The sequence below is a fragment of the Pseudomonas sp. FG35 genome, from assembly GCF_057809295.1.
In genome coordinates, this window is the sequence record NZ_JBMDJR010000002.1 from 270,156 (window position 1) to 288,203 (window position 18,048).

The 18,048-nt window shown below is 61.0% G+C and carries 17 protein-coding genes; 11 read left to right on the plus strand and 6 right to left on the minus strand.

Annotated elements, in window-relative coordinates:
• Positions 1-136: 136 nt before the first annotated feature.
• Both ACODTD_RS05305 and ACODTD_RS05310 read right to left on the minus strand, forming a co-directional pair.
• The gene (locus tag ACODTD_RS05305; protein WP_201819079.1) at positions 137-1,066 is read right to left on the minus strand and encodes a DUF4880 domain-containing protein; all 930 of its coding nucleotides are present in this window, start codon (positions 1,064-1,066) and stop codon (positions 137-139) included.
• Positions 1,063-1,551, minus strand: coding sequence for a sigma-70 family RNA polymerase sigma factor (locus ACODTD_RS05310; RefSeq protein ID WP_285356980.1), 489 nt, complete (start codon positions 1,549-1,551; stop codon positions 1,063-1,065). Before ACODTD_RS05310 ends, ACODTD_RS05305 begins: the two co-directional genes overlap by 4 nt.
• Before the next feature lie 175 nt (positions 1,552-1,726).
• On the opposite strand from ACODTD_RS05310, the gene ACODTD_RS05315 reads away from it, so the two are divergent.
• The 6 genes from ACODTD_RS05315 (at position 1,727) to ACODTD_RS05340 (ending at position 8,032) form a co-directional block, all read left to right on the plus strand.
• Complete coding sequence (locus tag ACODTD_RS05315) at positions 1,727-2,032, plus strand: DUF3649 domain-containing protein (RefSeq protein WP_007957267.1); 306 nt, start codon at positions 1,727-1,729, stop codon at positions 2,030-2,032.
• Entirely contained in the window at positions 2,029-3,618 is a 1,590-nt protein-coding gene (locus ACODTD_RS05320; protein WP_201819081.1) for a PepSY-associated TM helix domain-containing protein, read from the plus strand. Before ACODTD_RS05315 ends, ACODTD_RS05320 begins: the two co-directional genes overlap by 4 nt.
• Positions 3,618-3,944, plus strand: coding sequence for a DUF3325 domain-containing protein (locus ACODTD_RS05325; protein WP_011332529.1), 327 nt, complete (start codon positions 3,618-3,620; stop codon positions 3,942-3,944). The genes ACODTD_RS05320 and ACODTD_RS05325 overlap by 1 nt, the downstream gene beginning before the upstream one ends.
• 1 nt (position 3,945) lies before the next feature.
• Entirely contained in the window at positions 3,946-4,512 is a 567-nt protein-coding gene (locus tag ACODTD_RS05330) for an RNA polymerase sigma factor (protein ID WP_011332530.1), read from the plus strand.
• Positions 4,509-5,498 (plus strand): FecR family protein, encoded by a 990-nt coding sequence (locus ACODTD_RS05335; protein WP_489104588.1) that lies wholly within the window; start codon positions 4,509-4,511, stop codon positions 5,496-5,498. The genes ACODTD_RS05330 and ACODTD_RS05335 overlap by 4 nt, the downstream gene beginning before the upstream one ends.
• A gap of 104 nt (positions 5,499-5,602) precedes the next feature.
• The gene (locus ACODTD_RS05340; RefSeq protein ID WP_489104589.1) at positions 5,603-8,032 is read left to right on the plus strand and encodes a TonB-dependent siderophore receptor; all 2,430 of its coding nucleotides are present in this window, start codon (positions 5,603-5,605) and stop codon (positions 8,030-8,032) included.
• Here the strand turns inward: ACODTD_RS05340 and ACODTD_RS05345 are convergent, their stop codons facing one another.
• Positions 8,033-8,908 carry an AraC family transcriptional regulator gene (locus ACODTD_RS05345; RefSeq protein WP_221615070.1) on the minus strand — a complete coding sequence of 292 codons (876 nt, stop codon included), beginning with the start codon at positions 8,906-8,908 and terminating at the stop codon, positions 8,033-8,035. It abuts the gene before it with no gap.
• A gap of 220 nt (positions 8,909-9,128) precedes the next feature.
• Here ACODTD_RS05345 and ACODTD_RS05350 point away from each other — a divergent pair, with 220 nt between their 5' ends.
• A complete protein-coding gene (locus ACODTD_RS05350; RefSeq protein WP_041475143.1) occupies positions 9,129-9,608 on the plus strand; it encodes a hypothetical protein in 480 nt (159 codons plus the stop codon).
• Between the two features lie 231 nt (positions 9,609-9,839).
• A complete protein-coding gene (locus ACODTD_RS05355) occupies positions 9,840-10,742 on the plus strand; it encodes a DMT family transporter (RefSeq protein WP_011332535.1) in 903 nt (300 codons plus the stop codon).
• A gap of 19 nt (positions 10,743-10,761) precedes the next feature.
• Here the strand turns inward: ACODTD_RS05355 and ACODTD_RS05360 are convergent, their stop codons facing one another.
• The 3 genes from ACODTD_RS05360 to ACODTD_RS05370 form a co-directional block, all read right to left on the minus strand.
• Positions 10,762-11,271, minus strand: a complete 510-nt coding sequence (locus tag ACODTD_RS05360) for a DUF2165 family protein (RefSeq protein ID WP_011332536.1) — start codon at positions 11,269-11,271, stop codon at positions 10,762-10,764.
• A gap of 147 nt (positions 11,272-11,418) precedes the next feature.
• Entirely contained in the window at positions 11,419-12,393 is a 975-nt protein-coding gene (locus ACODTD_RS05365; RefSeq protein ID WP_041475144.1) for a 2-hydroxyacid dehydrogenase, read from the minus strand.
• A gap of 593 nt (positions 12,394-12,986) precedes the next feature.
• Entirely contained in the window at positions 12,987-13,955 is a 969-nt protein-coding gene (locus tag ACODTD_RS05370; protein ID WP_011332538.1) for a LysR family transcriptional regulator, read from the minus strand.
• Positions 13,956-14,137: 182 nt separating this feature from the next.
• Between ACODTD_RS05370 and ACODTD_RS05375 the strand changes: the two genes are divergently transcribed.
• The 3 genes from ACODTD_RS05375 to ACODTD_RS05385 are packed head-to-tail and all read left to right on the plus strand — an operon-like array spanning position 14,138 to position 18,042.
• Positions 14,138-15,649, plus strand: a complete 1,512-nt coding sequence (locus ACODTD_RS05375) for an efflux transporter outer membrane subunit (protein ID WP_201819089.1) — start codon at positions 14,138-14,140, stop codon at positions 15,647-15,649.
• A gap of 10 nt (positions 15,650-15,659) precedes the next feature.
• The gene (locus ACODTD_RS05380) at positions 15,660-17,852 is read left to right on the plus strand and encodes an FUSC family protein (RefSeq protein WP_201819091.1); all 2,193 of its coding nucleotides are present in this window, start codon (positions 15,660-15,662) and stop codon (positions 17,850-17,852) included.
• Entirely contained in the window at positions 17,842-18,042 is a 201-nt protein-coding gene (locus ACODTD_RS05385) for a DUF1656 domain-containing protein (protein ID WP_003221811.1), read from the plus strand. The genes ACODTD_RS05380 and ACODTD_RS05385 overlap by 11 nt, the downstream gene beginning before the upstream one ends.
• Positions 18,043-18,048 lie beyond the last annotated feature (6 nt).

Sequence of the window (18,048 nt, forward strand, 5' to 3'; positions counted from 1 at the left end):
GAAGGACAGTCCTGAGAAGGTTGAATCAAGGGGGCTTTCCTTCTCTGTCACGCCAGATCTGAAAAACGGCTCATTTATTTTTACGGGGGACGCGGAGCGTCCCGGGGCTGCGTTCCCACGCAGAGCGTGGGAGCGATCAGGCTCTGGCTTCGACCGTCACCCAATAGCGAGTAAAACGCTTCACTTTCACGGGCAGGCTGATTTCCAGCAGGTCGAGAATCCGCTCGCTGTCGTCCAGTGGATAAGTCCCGGAGATCAGTAAATCAGCGACTTTCGCATCGCAATGGAGCTGCCCGCGACGGTAGCGACCGAGTTCATCGAGGAAATCGCCAAGGCGCATGTGTGCGGCCACCAGCATGCCGTCGGCCCAGGCACCGCTGTTGGCGTCCAGTGGTTTGGCGTCAATGATGGAGGTGGCGCTGAAACTCAGTTGTCGGGCGACCGGCAGCAGCATCGGCGCGCGACCTTGCGCGTTCAATTCGACCCGACCTTCAAACAGTGCGATCTGTGTACGGTCGGCAAACTGCCGCACGTTGATCCGCGCACCCTGGGTTTTCAACAGGCCTTGGGCGGTTTGCACTTCGAAGGATTGAGTGGCGGTCAGCAGCATTTCGCCTTCGAGCAGGCGGATCAGGCCATCGCCCCGGACATCCGCCGCGCTGGCGGTGTTGAGCTGCAATTGGCCGCCGGCGCCGAGCGAGATCTTGCGTCGCTGACCGATCGGGCTGCGGTAATCGGCCAGCAGCGATGGCAGAGGATTGTGCTCGCGCATGCCCCAGGTCACCGCCGAGCCAGCGCCGAGAATCAGCAAAAATTTGAGTGCCTGACGACGGCTGCCGGACTTCGGCGCATTCAACGCGGCGTGGGCCAGTGGCGACGACAACCCGCGCAACCGCGAATTGACTCGCTGAATGTGCTCCCAAGCGCGGCGGTGTTCGCTGTGGGCGTCGATCCATTGCTGCCAGGCTTGTTGCTGACGCGGGTTCAAGGGGCCCTGCTGCATTTCCAGCAACCAGTGCACCGCCTGTTCGGCGACCTGCGCGGAAAAATCCATCGGCGGGTTCACAGGGCGAAGTAGCAGCGCATCGCCGCTTTATTCAGATGACGTTTGACCGTGGCGACGGAAATGCCCAGTTCGGTGGCGATCTGCGGATAGGTCAGGCCATCGACCTGCGCCAGCAGAAATGCGCGTTTGACGGCGCGCGGCAGACCATCGAGCAACTGATCCAGCTCCATCAGGGTTTGCAGGATGATCGCTTTCTCTTCTTCTGAAGGCGCGACCATTTCCGGCATCTGCGCGAGGGTGTCGAGATAGGCGCGCTCCAGGTCCTGGCGGCGGTAATGGTTGAACAGCACGCGCTTGGCCAAGGTGGTGAGGAATGCGCGCGGCTCGATGATCACCGCCGGCTCGCGGGCGGTCAGCAGCCGAATGAAGGTGTCCTGGGCCAGGTCGGCGGCGCTGTCCGGGCAGCCGAGTCTGCGCCGCAGCCAGCCGGTGAGCCAGCTGTGGTGGGCCTGGTAGAGCGATTCGACAGGATGGGCGGACGACAACGGCATCACTCCGGGCGCATGCGGGATGCGTTAGAGAACAAGAATGGTTCGCATTGTAGGGCTGTCAGGGATGCCCGGCAATCAGACTCTTTTGCGTATGAGAATATTTATCATTAATATTGCTCACCTGTCGTTCGGCGTCTTGGTCGGACGTTAATCGTTTCAGGGTCGAAACATGAAAGCCAAACTCGCCGCACTCCCCATGTCCTATCGTCTGGCCGTCACTTCGCGGGTGCTCGCGGCGGTGTTTGGCGGCTATCTGGTCGCGGCGCTGGCCAGTGTCACGCTGACGCTGTGGCTGCCGCTGAACCGTGCCGAGGCGGTGGTGACCGGCATGACCGTTTCGTTTCTGGTCTATCTGGTGGCGGTGCTCTGGTGTTTCGCCTGTCGCACGGCGTGGTCGGCGTGGGTCGGTCTGCTGGTGCCGAGCGTGATTCTGGCGACTGTTTCCGGGGCTGCGCGCGGTCTGGGTCTGGCATGAAAGAGGGTTTTCGGCAGGCGATGGCCTGGCTGCATACATGGACCGGGCTGGTCTTCGGCTGGCTGTTGTTCGCGATTTTCCTGACCGGGACGCTGGCCTATTTCAAGGACGAGATCAATCACTGGATGCAGCCGGAAATCCCGTCACGCCCGCTCGATGCCGCCGCGAGCCTGACGCTTGCTCAAACCTATCTGCAGCAGCGTGCACCCGACGCGCCGAGCTGGCAGATCACGCTTCCCGATGCGCGCGATCCCGGAATATCTGTAAGTTGGCAGCAAGCCCCGGCCAGACCCGGCGAGCGCGGCAGATTCACCGAAAAGATCCTCGACGCTCAGACCGGTGCCGAAGTGCCCGTGCGCAAAAGCTTTGGCGGCGAGTTCTTCTACCGCTTTCACTTCCAGCTGCAAATGCCTTATCCGTGGGGTCGCTGGCTGGCGACCAGCGCTGCGATGGTGATGTTCATCGCACTGATCACCGGCATCATTACCCACAAGAAAATCTTCAAGGACTTCTTTACCTTCCGTCCGCGCAAAGGCCAGCGCTCCTGGCTCGACGGACATAACGCGGTGGGCGTGCTGGTGCTGCCTTTTCACCTGATGATCACCTACAGCAGTCTGGTGATCTTCATGGCGATGGTGATGCCGGCGAGCCTCCTGGTGTCCTATGGCAGCGATCGCAGTGCGTTTTACGACGAAGTGTTTCCCGAAGCGCCCACACCGGAGCGCGCAGGCATACCCGCCACATTACCTGCAATGGCGCCGCTGCTGGCGCGTGCGAGCGAACAATTGGGCGGTGGTAATGTTGCGCGGGTGACCGTGATCAACCCCGGCGACGCCAATGCCTCCGTGCAGGTGGCGCGTGCCAGCTCCGACAGGATCACCTACGAATACGGTAACGACGTGACCTTCAATGGAGTGAGCGGGCAAATCCTCGATGCGACTCCGGCCAAGCCGCTGCCGATGGCGATTGCCGGCAGTTTTTATGGTCTGCACATCGGCCACTTCGCCGGCCCGGTGCTGCGCTGGCTGTATTTCATCTGCGGCCTGGCCGGCACGGCAATGATCGGCACCGGACTGGTGATCTGGCTCGGCAAGCGTCAGCTCAAACACGCCAAAACCGGGGTGATGCCGTTCGAACTGCGGCTGGTCGAAGTGCTGAACATCGCCAGCATGGCCGGGCTGATCGGTGCGGTGGCGGCGTTCTTCTGGGCCAACCGTCTGTTGCCACTGAGTCTCGACGGCCGAGCCAACTGGGAAGTGAACACATTCTTCATCGCTTGGACATTGAGCCTGGTGCATGCGTTGCTCCGGCCCGGTCGCAAAGCCTGGGTCGAACAATTGACGCTGGCAGCGCTGCTGTTCACCACGGTGCCGTTGCTCAACGCGTTGACCACTGCGCATCACCTCGGCGTCACGCTGGCGCAGAAGGACTGGGCATTGGCCGGTTTCGACCTGACCTGTCTTGCTGCCGGTCTGCTTCTGGCGTGGGCTGCCTGGAAAATGCAGCGTGCCGCTCACACCGTCCGAGTGGAAAAAACACGTCGTGAAACGACCCGGCCGATCACGCTTGAGCAGGGGACGCGCTGATGTTGCTGGCGCTGTTGCTGTGTTACGTCGGATTCACAGCGTTGTGCCTGTCGATGCCACGGCATCACGATGAGCTGCTGGGTCGCAAGCCCTCATCCCGACGAGTTAGAAATCTGAAGCTCGCCGGTTGGTTGCTGCTGTGCCTTTCACTCTGGGCCGCCGTGGCTGCCAAAGACTGGGGATTTGGTCTGGTCGACTGGTTCGCCGTGTCGATGTTCAGCGCATTGTTGCTGGTGCTGCTGATGCCGTACCGACCAAAACTGGCATTGTCGCTGGCGGCGTTGAGCCTGTTGGCTGCGCCCGTCGCCGCATGGGCGTGGTGGTGACATGCTGATCGGCCATCCTCCCGAACACCGTGACGACGAGCCCCATGGCGCCCGTGCGCATTTTCTTCAGGTGTTCCTGTCCCAGCGTTCGCAGATGGAAGCGCTGGTGAGCCGGCGCGTCGGTTGCCGGGCGACCGCGGCGGATCTGGTGCAGGACCTGTTCCTGCGTTTCTGGCGTCGGCCGCTGGTGCAGGTCGAAGAACTCAGCACTTATCTTTTGCGCTGCGCCGGCAATATCGCCATCGACCATTTGCGCAGCGAAGGCGCGCGAGTTCGAGTCACCGAAGGCTGGCAACCGGACGAGCCGGACAGCAGCGCCAGCGAACCGCAGGCGGCGCTCGAAGCGGGCAACGATTTGCGCCACGTCGAGGCGGCGTTGCGCGCGCTGCCCGAGCGCACGCGGCAGATCTTTTTGCTCAATCGCATCCACGGGCGCAAGTACGCCGAGATCGCCAAGGCCATGGGCCTGTCCCAAAGCGCTGTGGAAAAACATATGATGCGCGCCCTCGAGGCCTGCAAGGCCAGCCTGCGCGAACCCGCGCCACGCATGCCAGGGAAAGCACCGTGAACAACACCGAACGCGTCGTACCGACGCCCGCGCAGGAACAGGCCGCTTTTGCCTGGCTGAGCCTGCTGCACGACCGCCCGAGCACCGGTGATCAACTGACCTTCAGCCAGTGGCTGCACGCTGACCCGGCTCACGCCGAGGCCTACGCCCAGGCGCAGGTGGTTTGGGAATTGAGCGAAGGGCCGGCGCGCACTCTGGCCGATGAAGACGCGCTGGCGTTGCAGGGTTTGCTCAATGCGATGGACCAACCGCGCCGTGTACCGGTTCGACGCTGGGCCGGCGCGCTGGCCATGGCGGCCTGTCTGTTGTTGATGATCAGCCTCGGCACAGGTTGGCAGCCGCAGCGCTGGATCGATGATCTGGGCGCCGATTACGTGTCGGCACCGGGCGAGATCCGCACCGTGATCCTCGCCGATCAATCGCAGGTGACGCTGGACGCCGACAGCGCCATCGCCGTGGATTTCAGTCACGGCGAGCGGCATGTGCAACTGCGCCGGGGCGCCGGATTTTTCAGCGTGACTCACACGGGCGATCCTTTTGTGGTGGAGGCCGAGAAAGGCCAGGCGCGAGTGTTGGGCACGCAGTTCGAAGTGCGCCTGCAACCGCAAGGTGCCCAAGTGACAGTGCTGTCCGGACGCGTCGGCGTGACGGCATCCCGCGATGGCCAACAGCAGGTTCTGACCGCTGGCCAGCAAGTGGCGTACGGCGCAGGCACCGCGGAAAAACTCCACGCCGTGGACAGTGAAGCGCAACTGGCATGGCGTCAGGGCTGGCTGACTTACTACAAGTCGACACTGGCCGATGTGGTGCAGGATCTGCGGCGTTATTACCCCGGGCGCATCGTGTTGCTCAACGACGAACTGGGCGCGCGCAAGGTCAGCGGCAGCTTTCCGAGCAAGGATCCGCAAGCCGTGCTGAATTCGCTGCAAGGGGTGTTGGGATTAGAGCAGCATCAGGTGTTGGGCAAGCTGATCATCCTGCGCTGAAAATATTTTCAAATTTGTGGTGAGGTAAATCCCGACGCCATCCGTGTAGTGACTGAAACTGCGAGTCATTCGCATCCGTTGCGGTTCTACACAGGTCATGAGCAATGAAGTCCAGGGCAAAATCGGGTTCGGTCAAACAGTGGTTAGGCGTTTCGGCCTTGAGTTTTTCGGCATTGGCCCCGTTGCCGCTGAGCGTGGCGCTGGCCGCTGAATCCGTCAGCAGTCAGCTGCAAAAGCAATTCAGTTTTTCTCTGGCTGCCAAACCGCTGCCGCAAGCCCTGAGCGACTTCAGTCGCGTGACCGGGCAGAGCGTGGTCTACACCGATGAAGCCCCTTACGGCCTGACCGCACCGCCGATCAACGGCCAGATGAGTGCCGAACAGGCGCTGCAACGTCTGCTCACCGGCTCCGGCCTGACCTTCCGCCGCACCGACAGCCATACCCTGGCGCTCGAACCGCAACCGACCGCAGGCGCATTGAACCTCGGTGCGACCACCATCACCTCGGTGGCCAACCAGCCGATGAGCTACCAGCCACCGGAAACCAGTTCGGTGATGCGCTCTTCCGCTTCGCTTCAGGAAATCCCCCAGACCGTCAACGTGATTGCGGCCCAGGTCATTCGCGATCAGGCTCCGCGTAATCTCGATGATGCACTGGCCAACGTCAGCGGCATCACCCAGGGCAACACCTTGGGCAGCACCCAGGATTCGGTGATGACCCGCGGCTTCGGCGACAACCGCAACGGCTCGATCATGCGCGACGGCATGCCGGTGGTGCAGGGCCGTGGCATGAACGCGACCGTGGATCGCGTCGAAGTGTTCAAGGGCCCGGCCTCGCTGCTTTACGGGATTCAGGACCCGGGCGGCGTGGTCAACATGGTCAGCAAGAAGCCTGAGCTGACTCAGTACAACGCGCTGACCCTGCGCGGCTCGACCTACGGTGACGGCAAGAATGGCAGCGGCGGCTCCTTCGACAGCACCGGTGCGCTGGGGGATTCCGGTCTCGCGTATCGCATGGTGCTGGACCACGAAGACGAAGATTACTGGCGCAACTTCGGTACTCACCGTGAATCGCTGATTGCGCCGTCGCTGGCCTGGTATGGCGAGCGCACCAAGCTGTTGTTTGCCTACGAGCACCGTGAATTCCTGACCCCATTCGATCGTGGAACCCTGATCGATCCGCGCACCAACCATCCGCTGGATATCTCGCGCAACGAACGTCTCGACGAGAAATTCAACGACATGGAAGGGCGTTCGGATCTGTATCACTTCGAGGCCGACCACGAACTCAACGACGACTGGAAAGCCCATTTCGGCTACAGCTGGAACCGCGAAACCTACGACGCCAGCCAGGTCCGTGTAACCGCGATCGACACCAAAAAAGGCACCTTGACCCGCAGCATGGACGGCACCCAGGGCGCGATCAGCACCGACCGCTTCACCACCGCCAGCCTCGAAGGCAAGGTCAACGTGCTGGGCATGCAGCATGACCTGGTGTTCGGCGTCGACGACGAATACCGCAAGATCTACCGCGCCGACCTGATCCGCCAGAAAAGCCTGAGCACCTTCAGCTACGTCAATCCGGTCTACGGCCGCGAAGTCGAAGGCACCACCGTCAGCCCGGCGGACAGTGCGCAAACCGATCTGCTGCGCAGTGATTCGGTGTTCCTGCAGGACTCGATCCACCTCAATGACCAGTGGATTCTGGTGGCCGGCGGGCGCTTCCAGGAGTACGACCAGTACGCCGGAAAAGGCGTGCCGTTCAAGGCCAACACCGACAGCAACGGCCAGAAGTGGGTGCCGCGCGCGGGTCTGGTGTATCGCTACACCGACGAACTGTCGTTCTACGGCAGCTACACCGAATCGTTCAAACCGAACTCGACCATCGCTCCGTTGAGTGGTAGCAGCACCGTGCTCGACGGCAGCATTGCGCCGGAAGAGGCCAAGTCCTGGGAGCTGGGCGCACGCCTCGACATGCCGGGTCGCATCACCGGCAACATCGCGCTGTTCGACATCAAGAAACGCAACGTGCTGGTGGCCAACGCCGAAGGCCCGACCACGATCTACAGCGCCGCCGGTGAAGTGCGCTCCCGTGGCCTGGAAGTGGATCTGACCGGCCAGCTCAGCGACCGCTGGAGCATGATCGGCAGTTACGCCTACACCGACGCCGAGGTTACGGAAGATCCGGACTACAAAGGCAACAGGCTGCAGAACGTGGCGAAAAATACCGGCTCGCTGTCGGCAGTCTACGACTTCGGCAGCGTGATCGGTGGCGATCAACTTCGGGTCGGCGCCGGTGCGCGCTATGTCGGTGAACGAGCGGGTAACGCAGTGAATGATTTCGATCTGCCGAGCTACACCGTGGCCGATGCGTTCGCCACCTACGACACCAAGGTTGAGGGGCAGAAGGTCAAGTTCCAGCTCAACGTGAAGAACCTGTTCGACCGCACCTACTACACCTCGGCGGCGAGCCGGTTCTTTGTGTCGATGGGCGACTCGCGGCAGATTTTGTTGTCGAGCACGCTGGAGTTCTGATCAGCGCAAAAACGCCTGGCGATACTCGCCGGGCGTTCCCCCCAGCACCTGACGGAAGCGATTGGTGAAGTGGCTGGCGCTGGCAAATCCGCACGCTAGGGCAATCTCGCCCAACGGCAACGCTGTCCTGCGCAACAACTCCCGCGCCCGGCTCAAACGCCGTGCCAATACATACTGATGCGGCGGTAGACCGAAGCTCACCCGGAACATCCGCGCAAAGTGGTATTCCGACAACGCACACAACCCGGCCAGTTGCCCGAGGCTGATCGGCTCGGCCAGTTGGCTGTCGATGAATTCCACCAGTTGCCGACGTTGATGCGGCGCCAGTCCACCCTTGAGACGCAAGCCCTGACGTACCCCGACCTGACTCAACAGGGTATGGCTGATCAGTTCGTGGGCCAGGCTGCTGGTCAGCAGACGTTCGCCGGGTTCGTCCCAGTTCAAGGTCAGTAACTGGCGAAACCGTTGGGCCTGTTGTGGATCTTCCAGAAACGTCTGTTCGCGAAGCTGCATTTCCCGGGGCTCGCGATCCAGCAGCGTGACGCACCCCAGGGCAAATTGTTCGGCGCTGAAATACAGGTGAGCCAGACGAATGTCGCCGTTAATGACCCAACCCGATTCGTGGTCGGCCGGCAGGATGCACAGCTTGTCCGGGCCGCCCTTGTGGCCGGGTTCGCCACGACGGAAGGTGCCGGTGCCGCCGGCGATGTAGCAGGAGAGGGTGTGATGGCTCGGCGCTTCGTATTCCTGGGCGTCGTGGTGATTGGTCCACAAAGCTGCAGACAGGCCGTCACCCAACTCGGCGCTGTGCACCAGGCGTGCATTGAGCGAATTGTTGAGGGCTTGAAAGACTTGCAGGGTATCGATGGCGGCCATAGTCGGTTCTCTTCAACGCCTTGCATCCTACTCCGTAGATTCTGCGCTGCCAGCCTGTGCCTCTTAAAAACCGCAAGTTTTCGCAAGTCATGAAAAAAGTATCAACGGTTGGTTTTTTAGTGCATTTAGTACTTTAAGACTGTCAGAACTGACAGTTGGTAGATGCGGTGAATAAGCATTAGATGTGGGTTCACGATCCAGGTCTAAAAGGTGAAACATCATGGCGGAAGAAAAATTGTGGGAGGAAGGATTTGAAGGCGTGACTCCAGGCCGGCATCAGATCCTCAAGCTTGCCCATTTTGATATTGAACTAAAAACGACATGGGGAGCTGCAGATGTTCCATTGAACTGTCGTAATGCTACACCGACGGAAACTGCCGCTGGATTCCTAGGCAATGTGCTTGAGTTTTCTGGTGACCCCATGTCCGAAGGTGTGCGCGCACAAATGAAGGTTACCCTGAAATCGGAGGAGCGAATTCTGCGCATCAGATGCAAATTGATTTCCACGTTCAACGCAGTTGTCCAGATTTTCAATCAGGATGGTCGATTTGTGGATGAAATCAACGTGAGTGACGGTCAGTTCGACTACTCAATTCGTGATAGTCAGTGGGACAGCATTGGTTGGTTGTCTATGTTTTACACACTCGATTATTCCGGCCCCACTGTCGATGGTTTTGAAGGTTATACGTGGAAAGTATAGTTTTTCGGATGGCCCAGAACGTTGCAGATCCAGTCGGTCTGCAACGTTGTTGCGCAAATTGTATTGGTACCGGGCTTTCTGGTGATGTTCTCGTTGAGACTCACCGCCTGTTCTCACATCTCCGCAGTCTTGAATACTTCGTGCAGTGCGGGTAGTTAAAAAGAGCAATTTTTTGCAAGCGTGAAAGGTCGTCCTCAGCAGACACTGAAACCCAATCGAGGAGTGTCTGCCATGAACCTGTCGTTGTATTTGTTGACCGTGCTGATCTGGGGCACCACCTGGATCGCCTTGAAGTGGCAGCTGGGCGTGGTGGCGATTCCGGTGTCGATCGTCTATCGCTTCGGTCTCGCCGCGCTGGTCCTGTTTGCGCTGTTGCTGATCAGCCGGCGCCTGCAACCGATGAACCGGCGCGGGCATCTGATCTGTGTCGCGCAGGGCTTGTGCCTGTTCTGCGTCAATTTCATGTGCTTTCTGACTGCCAGCCAATGGATTCCCAGCGGTCTGGTGGCGGTGGTGTTCTCTACTGCGACCTTGTGGAATGCGCTGAATGCGCGAGTGTTCTTCGGCCAGCGTATCGCGCGTAATGTGCTGATGGGCGGGGCGCTGGGACTTGGCGGTCTGGGCCTGTTGTTCTGGCCTGAGCTGGCCGGGCATCACGCCAGTCCGCAAACTCTGCTCGGCCTTGGCCTGGCACTCTGCGGCACCTTGTGTTTCTCGGCGGGCAACATGCTCTCGAGCCTGCAACAGAAGGCTGGCCTCAAGCCGCTGACGACCAATGCGTGGGGTATGGCTTACGGTGCAGCGATGCTGTCGGTGTGGTGCCTGGTCAAGGGCATTCCGTTCGAGATGGAATGGACGTCGCGCTACATCGGCGCCTTGCTGTACCTGGTCATTCCCGGGTCGGTGATCGGCTTCACCGCGTACCTGACACTGGTCGGTCGTATGGGACCAGAGCGCGCGGCTTATTGCACGGTGCTGTTCCCGGTGGTGGCGCTGAACGTATCGGCCTTTGCCGAAGGCTATCAATGGACGGCGCCGGCGTTGGCTGGACTGGTGCTGGTGATGCTGGGCAATGTGTTGGTGTTTCGTAAACCGAAGGCGCTAGTGTCGCCGGTACAAGGAAAGTTGGCGTGAGATAAACGAGCGCTGAACTTCAGCGCTCGACTTTCAATGTGATGTAGATCATCACCGGGAATATAAAGTCAACAATATGCCGTGCCCAGTCCTTGGCATTCCAGGATTGAGAGGTGTCCATGTCAAACCATTCCACACCTACAGTTTGCAGGCAGACGTAGTAAATGAATATTGCTGCCAGTATTCCCATGATCGAGAAACTTTTTGCCTCGTGAAATAACTCTGCCGAGGCGTTGATGTTTCGATATAGCTGATAGGTGCCTATCAGGCACAGCACCGTATAGGTGACTTCCATCGTGATGATGAACCAGTAGATCCGGTGGTGAATCATTGGCGAGTCAATGGCTCGATACTTGATGTTTTCACTGCTGGTGGTCGTGTCCATGCTCAGGATATGGGAAACGTAAGTGTAGTTTGAGTCATAGTCGGTGAAATTGTGGATCATCACCAGTACGCCAAAGAAACTGATGTAAGCCATTAATATGACTTTGCTGTAGCGGATGATTTTGTCGGTCGTCAGGATGTTCATGATTTAAGTTCTCCATAGCGTTTGTCGATAATTCGGCAGCCAGGGAGAGCTTATAATGCTGTTGTTTGAATTGGTTTGCTGTTCAATTTCAATTTGTGTATGGCGTAACTAACGGGCAAGTGCAGTCATGCACTTGCCCGTACTTTTTTATCCGCGCCAGACTTGTGGATTGACCAGATCCTGCGGCCGTTCGCCGAGCAGCGCGCTGCGCAGGTTGGTCAGTGCGCGGTTGGCCATGGCTTCGCGGGTTTCATTCGTCGCCGAGCCGATGTGTGGCAGGGTGACAGCGTTTTTCAACTGAAACAGCGGCGACTCGGCCAGCGGTTCTTTCTCGTAGACGTCGAGGCCGGCACCGCGAATGCGGTTGTTTTGCAGGGCTTCGATCAGTGCCGGCTCGTCGACTACCGGGCCACGGGAGATGTTCACCAGAATCGCGTCAGGTTTCATCAGCGCCAGTTCGCGATGGCTGATCAGGTGGCGGGTCTTGTCGCTGAGCGGCACCACCAGGCAGACGAAATCGGCTTCGGCCAGCAGTTGGTCAAGGCTGCGAAATTGCGCGCCGAGTTCCTGTTCCAGTTCGGTCTTGCGGCTGTTGCCGCTGTAGATAATCGGCATGTTGAAACCGAAACGTCCGCGACGGGCGACGGCGGCGCCGATGTTGCCCATGCCGACGATGCCCAGGGTCTTGCCGTGTACGTCGCAACCGAACAGTGGTGCGCCGACGCTGGCCTGCCATTGGCCGGCCTTGGTCCAGGCGTCCAGTTCGGCGACGCGGCGGGCGCTGCTCATGATCAGGGCGAAGGCCAGGTCAGCGGTGCTTTCGGTCAGGACGTCCGGGGTGTTGGTGAGCATGATCCCGCGTTCGTTGAAGTAGGCGAGGTCGTAGTTGTCGTAGCCGACGGAGACGCTGGAGACCACTTCGAGTTTCGCGGCGTTTTCCAGTTGGGCCTTGCCGAGTTTGCGACCGACGCCGATCAGGCCGTGGGCGTGGGGCAGGGCTTCGTTGAACTGGGCGTTGATGTCGCCGTTTTTCGGGTTGGGGACGATGACGTCGAAGTCCTGTTGCAGGCGTTCGATCATGGGCGGGGTGATGCGGCTGAAGGCCAGGACTGTTTTTTTCATTGGCATTGGGCTCGGGCTTGGCGGCTGATGTGATTGCCAAGCAAGCTAACATTTTCTGTTTGAGGTTGTCTTGGCGGCCTCTGGGCCGACCAGGCTCTTGGGGTTTTGGGTGAATATCCGTTGCTGCGGTAACGGCTTCTTAGGGTTTCGCCCTTACGGCGAGTCACTTTTTTCAAACGCCAAAAAAGTAACCAAAAACGCTGGGCCCCGGCGTTCGGCACCTCGCTTTGGCTCGGTGTTCCTTCGTTCCGGGATTCATCCGGGGGCATCGCCTACGGTTTGCTTCGCTGCACCTCCTCTCGATGCATGCGGCTGCGCCGCACGGTCGCTGCGCTCCCACCCCCCGGATGAATCCCTCCACTCAGCCTGCCGAAGGGGCCGGCACGTCAAAAGCGGTACTCGAGCTAACGCTCATTGTGTTGAGTGGGGGACGCGGAAGCGGAGTTATGTGCGTTTTAGAACCTGAGTTCACCTCGGTATTTCACGTCGGCGTACCTCTCCCAAACAACTCGGTCGGTCCCCTCTCCCTTGGGAGAGGGCTAGGGTGAGGGGTTGGCGCCCTCCGTATTCCCCCATTTTTCAGACCGGCCAACTCAATTCGCCACTCGCACCCCCGCCAGGCTCCCACTCAGCTCATAAGCCGCCAACTCCGCCTGATGCCCCGCCAATATCTCCGGCAACGACCCACGCAGGTATTCAACCCAGGTCTTGATCTTCGCATCCAGATACTGCCGCGACGGATAGATCGCGTACAGGTTCAGTTCCTGCGAGCGATAGTTCGGCATGACCCGCACCAACGAGCCGTTGCGCAAGCCTTCAATCGCGGCGTACACCGGCAAAACGCCGACGCCCATGCCACTGGTGATCGCGCTTTTCATCGCGTCGGCGGAGTTCACCAGGAAAGGCGAGCTGTTGATGGTGACCATTTCCTGGCCGTCAGGGCCGTCGAAGGCCCATTTTTCCAGGGGGATCACCGGGCTCACCAGGCGCAGGCAGGCGTGGTTCAGCAGGTCGCTGGGTTTTTGTGCGCAGCCGTTGGCTTTTACGTAGGCCGGGGAGGCGCAGACGATGCTGTAGGTGATGCCCAGACGTTGCGAGACGAAGCCCGAGTCCGGCAATTCGCGGGCCAGGACGATGGACACGTCGTAGCCTTCGTCGAGCAGGTCCGGCACGCGGTTGGCCATGGTCAGGTCGAAGGTCACGTCCGGGTGGGTCTTGCGATAACGGGCGATGGCGTCGATCACGAAGTGCTGGCCGATGCCGGTCATGGTGTGCACTTTCAATTGTCCGGCCGGGCGCGCGTGGGCTTCGCTGGCTTCGGCTTCGGCCTCTTCGACGTAGGCGAGGATCTGCTCGCAGCGCAGCAGGTAGCGCTTGCCGGCTTCGGTGAGCGCGATGCGGCGGGTCGTGCGATTCAGCAGGCGGGTTTGCAGGTGGGCCTCAAGGTTGGAGACCGCGCGCGAGACGTTGGCGGTGGTGGTGTCGAGCTGCACGGCAGCGGCGGTGAAGCTGCCGGCTTCCGCTACACAACTGAAGGCGCGCATGTTTTGCAAAGTGTCCATGGGGTGCTCTCAAGGGAGATGGCAAATTGTGACACGAAGTTTCAGGGGCTGAGACCCCCGACCAAGGGATTATCTCGTTAACGGTAACAAAGATTCACAGGATTCCCAGCTTATCGCCGTAATGACGCCCCCCTAGAATTGCGCCCACCTCGAAACATCTCCCACCTCAGGAATTCGCAGCAGTGCCGCGTCGCATCAACAGAGCGCTTTTGCCGCTCAGTGTTCTGGCTCTTTCGTTAGGTCTCGGCGGCTGCATTGGAACCGGAGGAATTGCCCCGCAGGGCAAGGCTCTGGAGGCTAATGAACTGGCCACCGACGAGGCCATCGCCCACGCCGCCCGTGACGCAAACTGGCCCACCGCCCAATGGTGGCAAGCCTACGGTGACCCGCAACTCAACCATTGGATCGACCTCGCCGTGCAAGGCAGCCCGACCCTGGCCATGGCCGCCGCACGCGTGCGTCAGGCCCGGTCACTGGCCGGTGTCGCCGAAGCCGCCGAGTCGTTGCAGATCAATGGCGAGTCGACCCTCAAGCGCCACAACTGGCCGACCGACCCGTTCTACGGCCCCGGTGAGCTGGCCAACAGCACCACCTGGGACAACAACGCCGCGCTGGGTTTCAGTTACGCCCTCGACCTTTGGGGCCGTGAAAGCAACAGCACTGAGCGAGCCGTCGATATGGCACACATGAGCGCGGCCGAGGCGCGTCAGGCGCAGCTCGAATTGCAGAACAACATCGTGCGCGCCTACATCGAGCTGTCGCTGCATTACGCTCAGCGCGACATCGTCGCGGCGACGCTCAAGCAGCAACAGCAGATTCTTGAGCTGGCGCAGAAACGCCTGGACGGCGGGATCGGCACCCACTTTGAAGTCAGCCAGGCCGAAACCCCGCTGCCGGAAACCCATCGGCAACTGGATGCACTGGACGAAGAGATCGCCCTGAGCCGCAACCAGATTGCCGCACTGGCCGGTAAAGGCCCGGGTGCCGGCGCGCAATTGCAGCGGCCGTCCTTGTCGCTTGGTGCGGCGCTGAAACTGCCGTCGGCATTGCCCGCCGAATTGCTCGGCCAGCGTCCCGACGTGGTCGCCAGTCGCTGGCAAGTGGCGGCGCAGGCGCGCGGGATCGATGTCGCGCATGCCGGGTTCTACCCCAACGTCGATCTGGTCGGCAGCCTCGGCTACATGGCCACCGGCGGCGGGGCGCTGGAGTTCCTGACCGGCAAGAAGCTCAACTACAACGTCGGGCCGGCGATCTCGCTGCCGATCTTCGACGGCGGGCGACTGCGCGCCGAATTGGGTGAAGCCTCGGCGGGTTATGACATTGCCGTCGCGCATTACAACCAGACCCTGGTCAATGCGCTGAAGAACATCTCGGATCAGTTGATCCGCCGCGAGTCGATGGACAAGCAGCAGACATTCGCCGCCGAATCCGTGGCCACGGCGCAGAAGACCTACGACATCGCGATGATCGCCTACCAGCGCGGGCTCACCGATTACCTCAACGTGCTCAACGCCCAGACCCTGCTGTTCAAACAGCAGCAGGTTCAACAGCAGGTGCAGGCGGCGCGGTTGAGTGCCCACGCGGAACTGGTGACGGCATTGGGCGGTGGCCTTGGTGCGGGTAAAGACGTGCCGACTTCTGAGCAGACCGCCGCCCCGAAAACCCCGGCCCTTCTTCAAGCCCTCGACCACTGAGCAAGCCTTAATGACTCCCTTGCCCGCACCTTTGCGCTGGCTCTACTCCCTGGAATGGCGCCGGGGTTTCTTCGACTGGGCGCGCAGCGACGGCGTGACCTGGGTCTACATCTTCAAGGTGTTGATTGCCGCATTCCTGACCCTGTGGCTGGCGATGCGCCTGGAACTGCCGCAACCGCGCACGGCGATGATCACCGTGTTCATCGTCATGCAGCCGCAGAGCGGCCAGGTGTTCGCCAAGAGCTTCTATCGCTTCCTCGGCACCCTGGCCGGGTCGGCGATGATGGTCACGCTGATTTCGCTGTTCGCCCAGAACACTGAACTGTTCCTCGGCTCGCTGGCGATCTGGGTCGGCATCTGCTCGGCCGGCGCCGCCCGTTGCCGCAACTTCCGCGCCTACGGTTTTGTGCTGGCCGGCTACACGGCGGCGATGGTCGGTTTGCCGGCGCTCGCCCATCCCGACGGTGCGTTCATGGCGGCGGTGTGGCGGGTGCTGGAAATTTCGCTGGGGATTCTCTGCTCGACCCTGGTCAGCGCCGCGATCCTGCCGCAAACCGCCAGCGCCGCGATGCGCAACGCCTTGTATCAGCGCTTTGGTGTGTTCGCGTTGTTCGTCACCGATGGCCTGCGCGGACGCAGCAAGCCGGAGGCGTTCGAGGCCAGCAACGTGCGCTTCATCGCCGAAGCGGTCGGGCTGGAAGGGCTGCGCAGCGTGACCGTGTTCGAAGACCCGCACATGCGCCGGCGCAACGGTCGCCTCAGTCGCCTGAACAGCGAGTTCATGGGCATTACCACCCGGTTCAACGCCTTGCATCAGTTGCTCGAGCGCCTGCGCCGCAACGGTGCCGACCATGTGGAAGCGGCGATCAAACCGGGTCTGCAGGATCTGGCCGAAGTGCTCGACGGCTTCAGCGGCCGCGCCCTGACCAGCCCGGACGCGGCGCGTCTGGTGCAGGCGCTCGCTGTCTACAAGGAAGCCTTGCCGGCGCGGGTGCGCAGCCTGCGGGCGATCTTTCAGGAGAGCGAGCCGAGCGACGCCGAGCAACTGGATTTCCACACCGCGTATGAACTGCTCTATCGCTTCGTCGATGACCTGCACAGTTATGCACAGACCCACGCGTCGCTGGCCGATCACCACCACGAACGCGAGCGCTGGGACGAGCCGTTCACCCCGCAAACCAGTTGGTGGGCCGCAGCGGCTTCGGGGATTCGCGCGTCATTCATCCTGATCGTGCTCGGCAGTTACTGGGTCGCCACCGCGTGGCCGAGCGGCGCGACCATGACCCTGATCGCCGCCGCCACCGTGGGCCTGTCGGCGGCGACGCCGAACCCGAAACGCATGGCGTTCCAGATGGCCTGCGGCACGTTCCTCGGAGCGCTGATCGGCTTCGTCGAGATGTTTTTCATCTTCCCGTGGATCGACGGTTTTCCACTGTTGTGCGTGATGCTCGCGCCGGTGATCGTGCTCGGCTCGTTCCTCACCTCGCGGCCGCAATACGCCGGTGTCGGTCTCGGCCTGCTGATCTTTTTCAGCACCGGTTCGGTGCCGGACAACCTGACGATCTACAACCCCTACACCTTCATCAACGACTACATCGCCATGGTCATGGGCATGCTGGTCTGCGCGGCGGCGGGGGCGATCATTCTGCCGCCGAACAGCCGCTGGTTGTGGCAGCGCCTGGAGCAGGACCTGCGCGGGCAAGTGGTGTACGCGATCAGCGGCAAGCTCAAGGGGCTGGCGTCGAGTTTCGAAAGCCGCACGCGCGATTTGATGCATCAGGCTTACGGGCTCGCGGCCGGTCAGCCGTTGGTGCAGAAGAACCTGCTTCGCTGGATGTTCGTGGTGCTGGAAGTCGGCCACGCGATCATCGAGTTGCGCAAGGAACAGGCGATCCTGCCGGTGCATCCGGCGTATGCCGAATCCCAGCCGTGGCGCCAGGCAATCCGGGTCATGGGGCGCTCGCTGGTGCGGCTGTTCCTGCAGCCGAATTCGAGCAATCTGGAACGCGCACTGGTCGCGGTGGATCACGCCATCAGCCGGGTCGCCGCCACTGACGAACCGTTCGCACCGCACTTCGATACCTCGGCGCTGCGGCGGGTGAAAAGCTACCTGCACTTCATCCGCACCTCGTTGCTCGACCCGCAATCGCCCCTTGCTGCCTACGCCATCGCCAAGCCCGAAGGACTTGCCCATGCCTCGTGAAATCGCCTTCCACGGCGTGTACATGCCGACCATGACCCTGATGTTTTTCGTCGCCGCGGCACTGGCCTGGGCGCTGGACCGGTTCCTGTCGGGCTTCGATCTGTACCGCTTCTTCTGGCACCCGGCGCTGCTGCGCCTGAGTCTGTTTACCTGTCTGTTCGGCGCGATGGCGCTGACTGTCTACCGTTGAGTCTGA

Bases quoted from the DNA above. Each gene is read 5' to 3' on its own strand.
- ACODTD_RS05315 (WP_007957267.1), top strand. From the start codon at position 1,727: ATGAAAGCCAAACTCGCCGCACTCCCCATGTCCTATCGTCTGGCCGTC.
- ACODTD_RS05320 (WP_201819081.1), top strand. From the start codon at position 2,029: ATGAAAGAGGGTTTTCGGCAGGCGATGGCCTGGCTGCATACATGGACC.
- ACODTD_RS05325 (WP_011332529.1), top strand. From the start codon at position 3,618: ATGTTGCTGGCGCTGTTGCTGTGTTACGTCGGATTCACAGCGTTGTGC.
- ACODTD_RS05330 (WP_011332530.1), top strand. From the start codon at position 3,946: ATGCTGATCGGCCATCCTCCCGAACACCGTGACGACGAGCCCCATGGC.
- ACODTD_RS05340 (WP_489104589.1), top strand. From the start codon at position 5,603: ATGAAGTCCAGGGCAAAATCGGGTTCGGTCAAACAGTGGTTAGGCGTT.
- ACODTD_RS05345 (WP_221615070.1), bottom strand. From the start codon at position 8,908: ATGGCCGCCATCGATACCCTGCAAGTCTTTCAAGCCCTCAACAATTCG.
- ACODTD_RS05350 (WP_041475143.1), top strand. From the start codon at position 9,129: ATGGCGGAAGAAAAATTGTGGGAGGAAGGATTTGAAGGCGTGACTCCA.
- ACODTD_RS05355 (WP_011332535.1), top strand. From the start codon at position 9,840: ATGAACCTGTCGTTGTATTTGTTGACCGTGCTGATCTGGGGCACCACC.
- ACODTD_RS05360 (WP_011332536.1), bottom strand. From the start codon at position 11,271: ATGAACATCCTGACGACCGACAAAATCATCCGCTACAGCAAAGTCATA.
- ACODTD_RS05365 (WP_041475144.1), bottom strand. From the start codon at position 12,393: ATGAAAAAAACAGTCCTGGCCTTCAGCCGCATCACCCCGCCCATGATC.
- ACODTD_RS05370 (WP_011332538.1), bottom strand. From the start codon at position 13,955: ATGGACACTTTGCAAAACATGCGCGCCTTCAGTTGTGTAGCGGAAGCC.
- ACODTD_RS05380 (WP_201819091.1), top strand. From the start codon at position 15,660: ATGACTCCCTTGCCCGCACCTTTGCGCTGGCTCTACTCCCTGGAATGG.
- ACODTD_RS05385 (WP_003221811.1), top strand. From the start codon at position 17,842: ATGCCTCGTGAAATCGCCTTCCACGGCGTGTACATGCCGACCATGACC.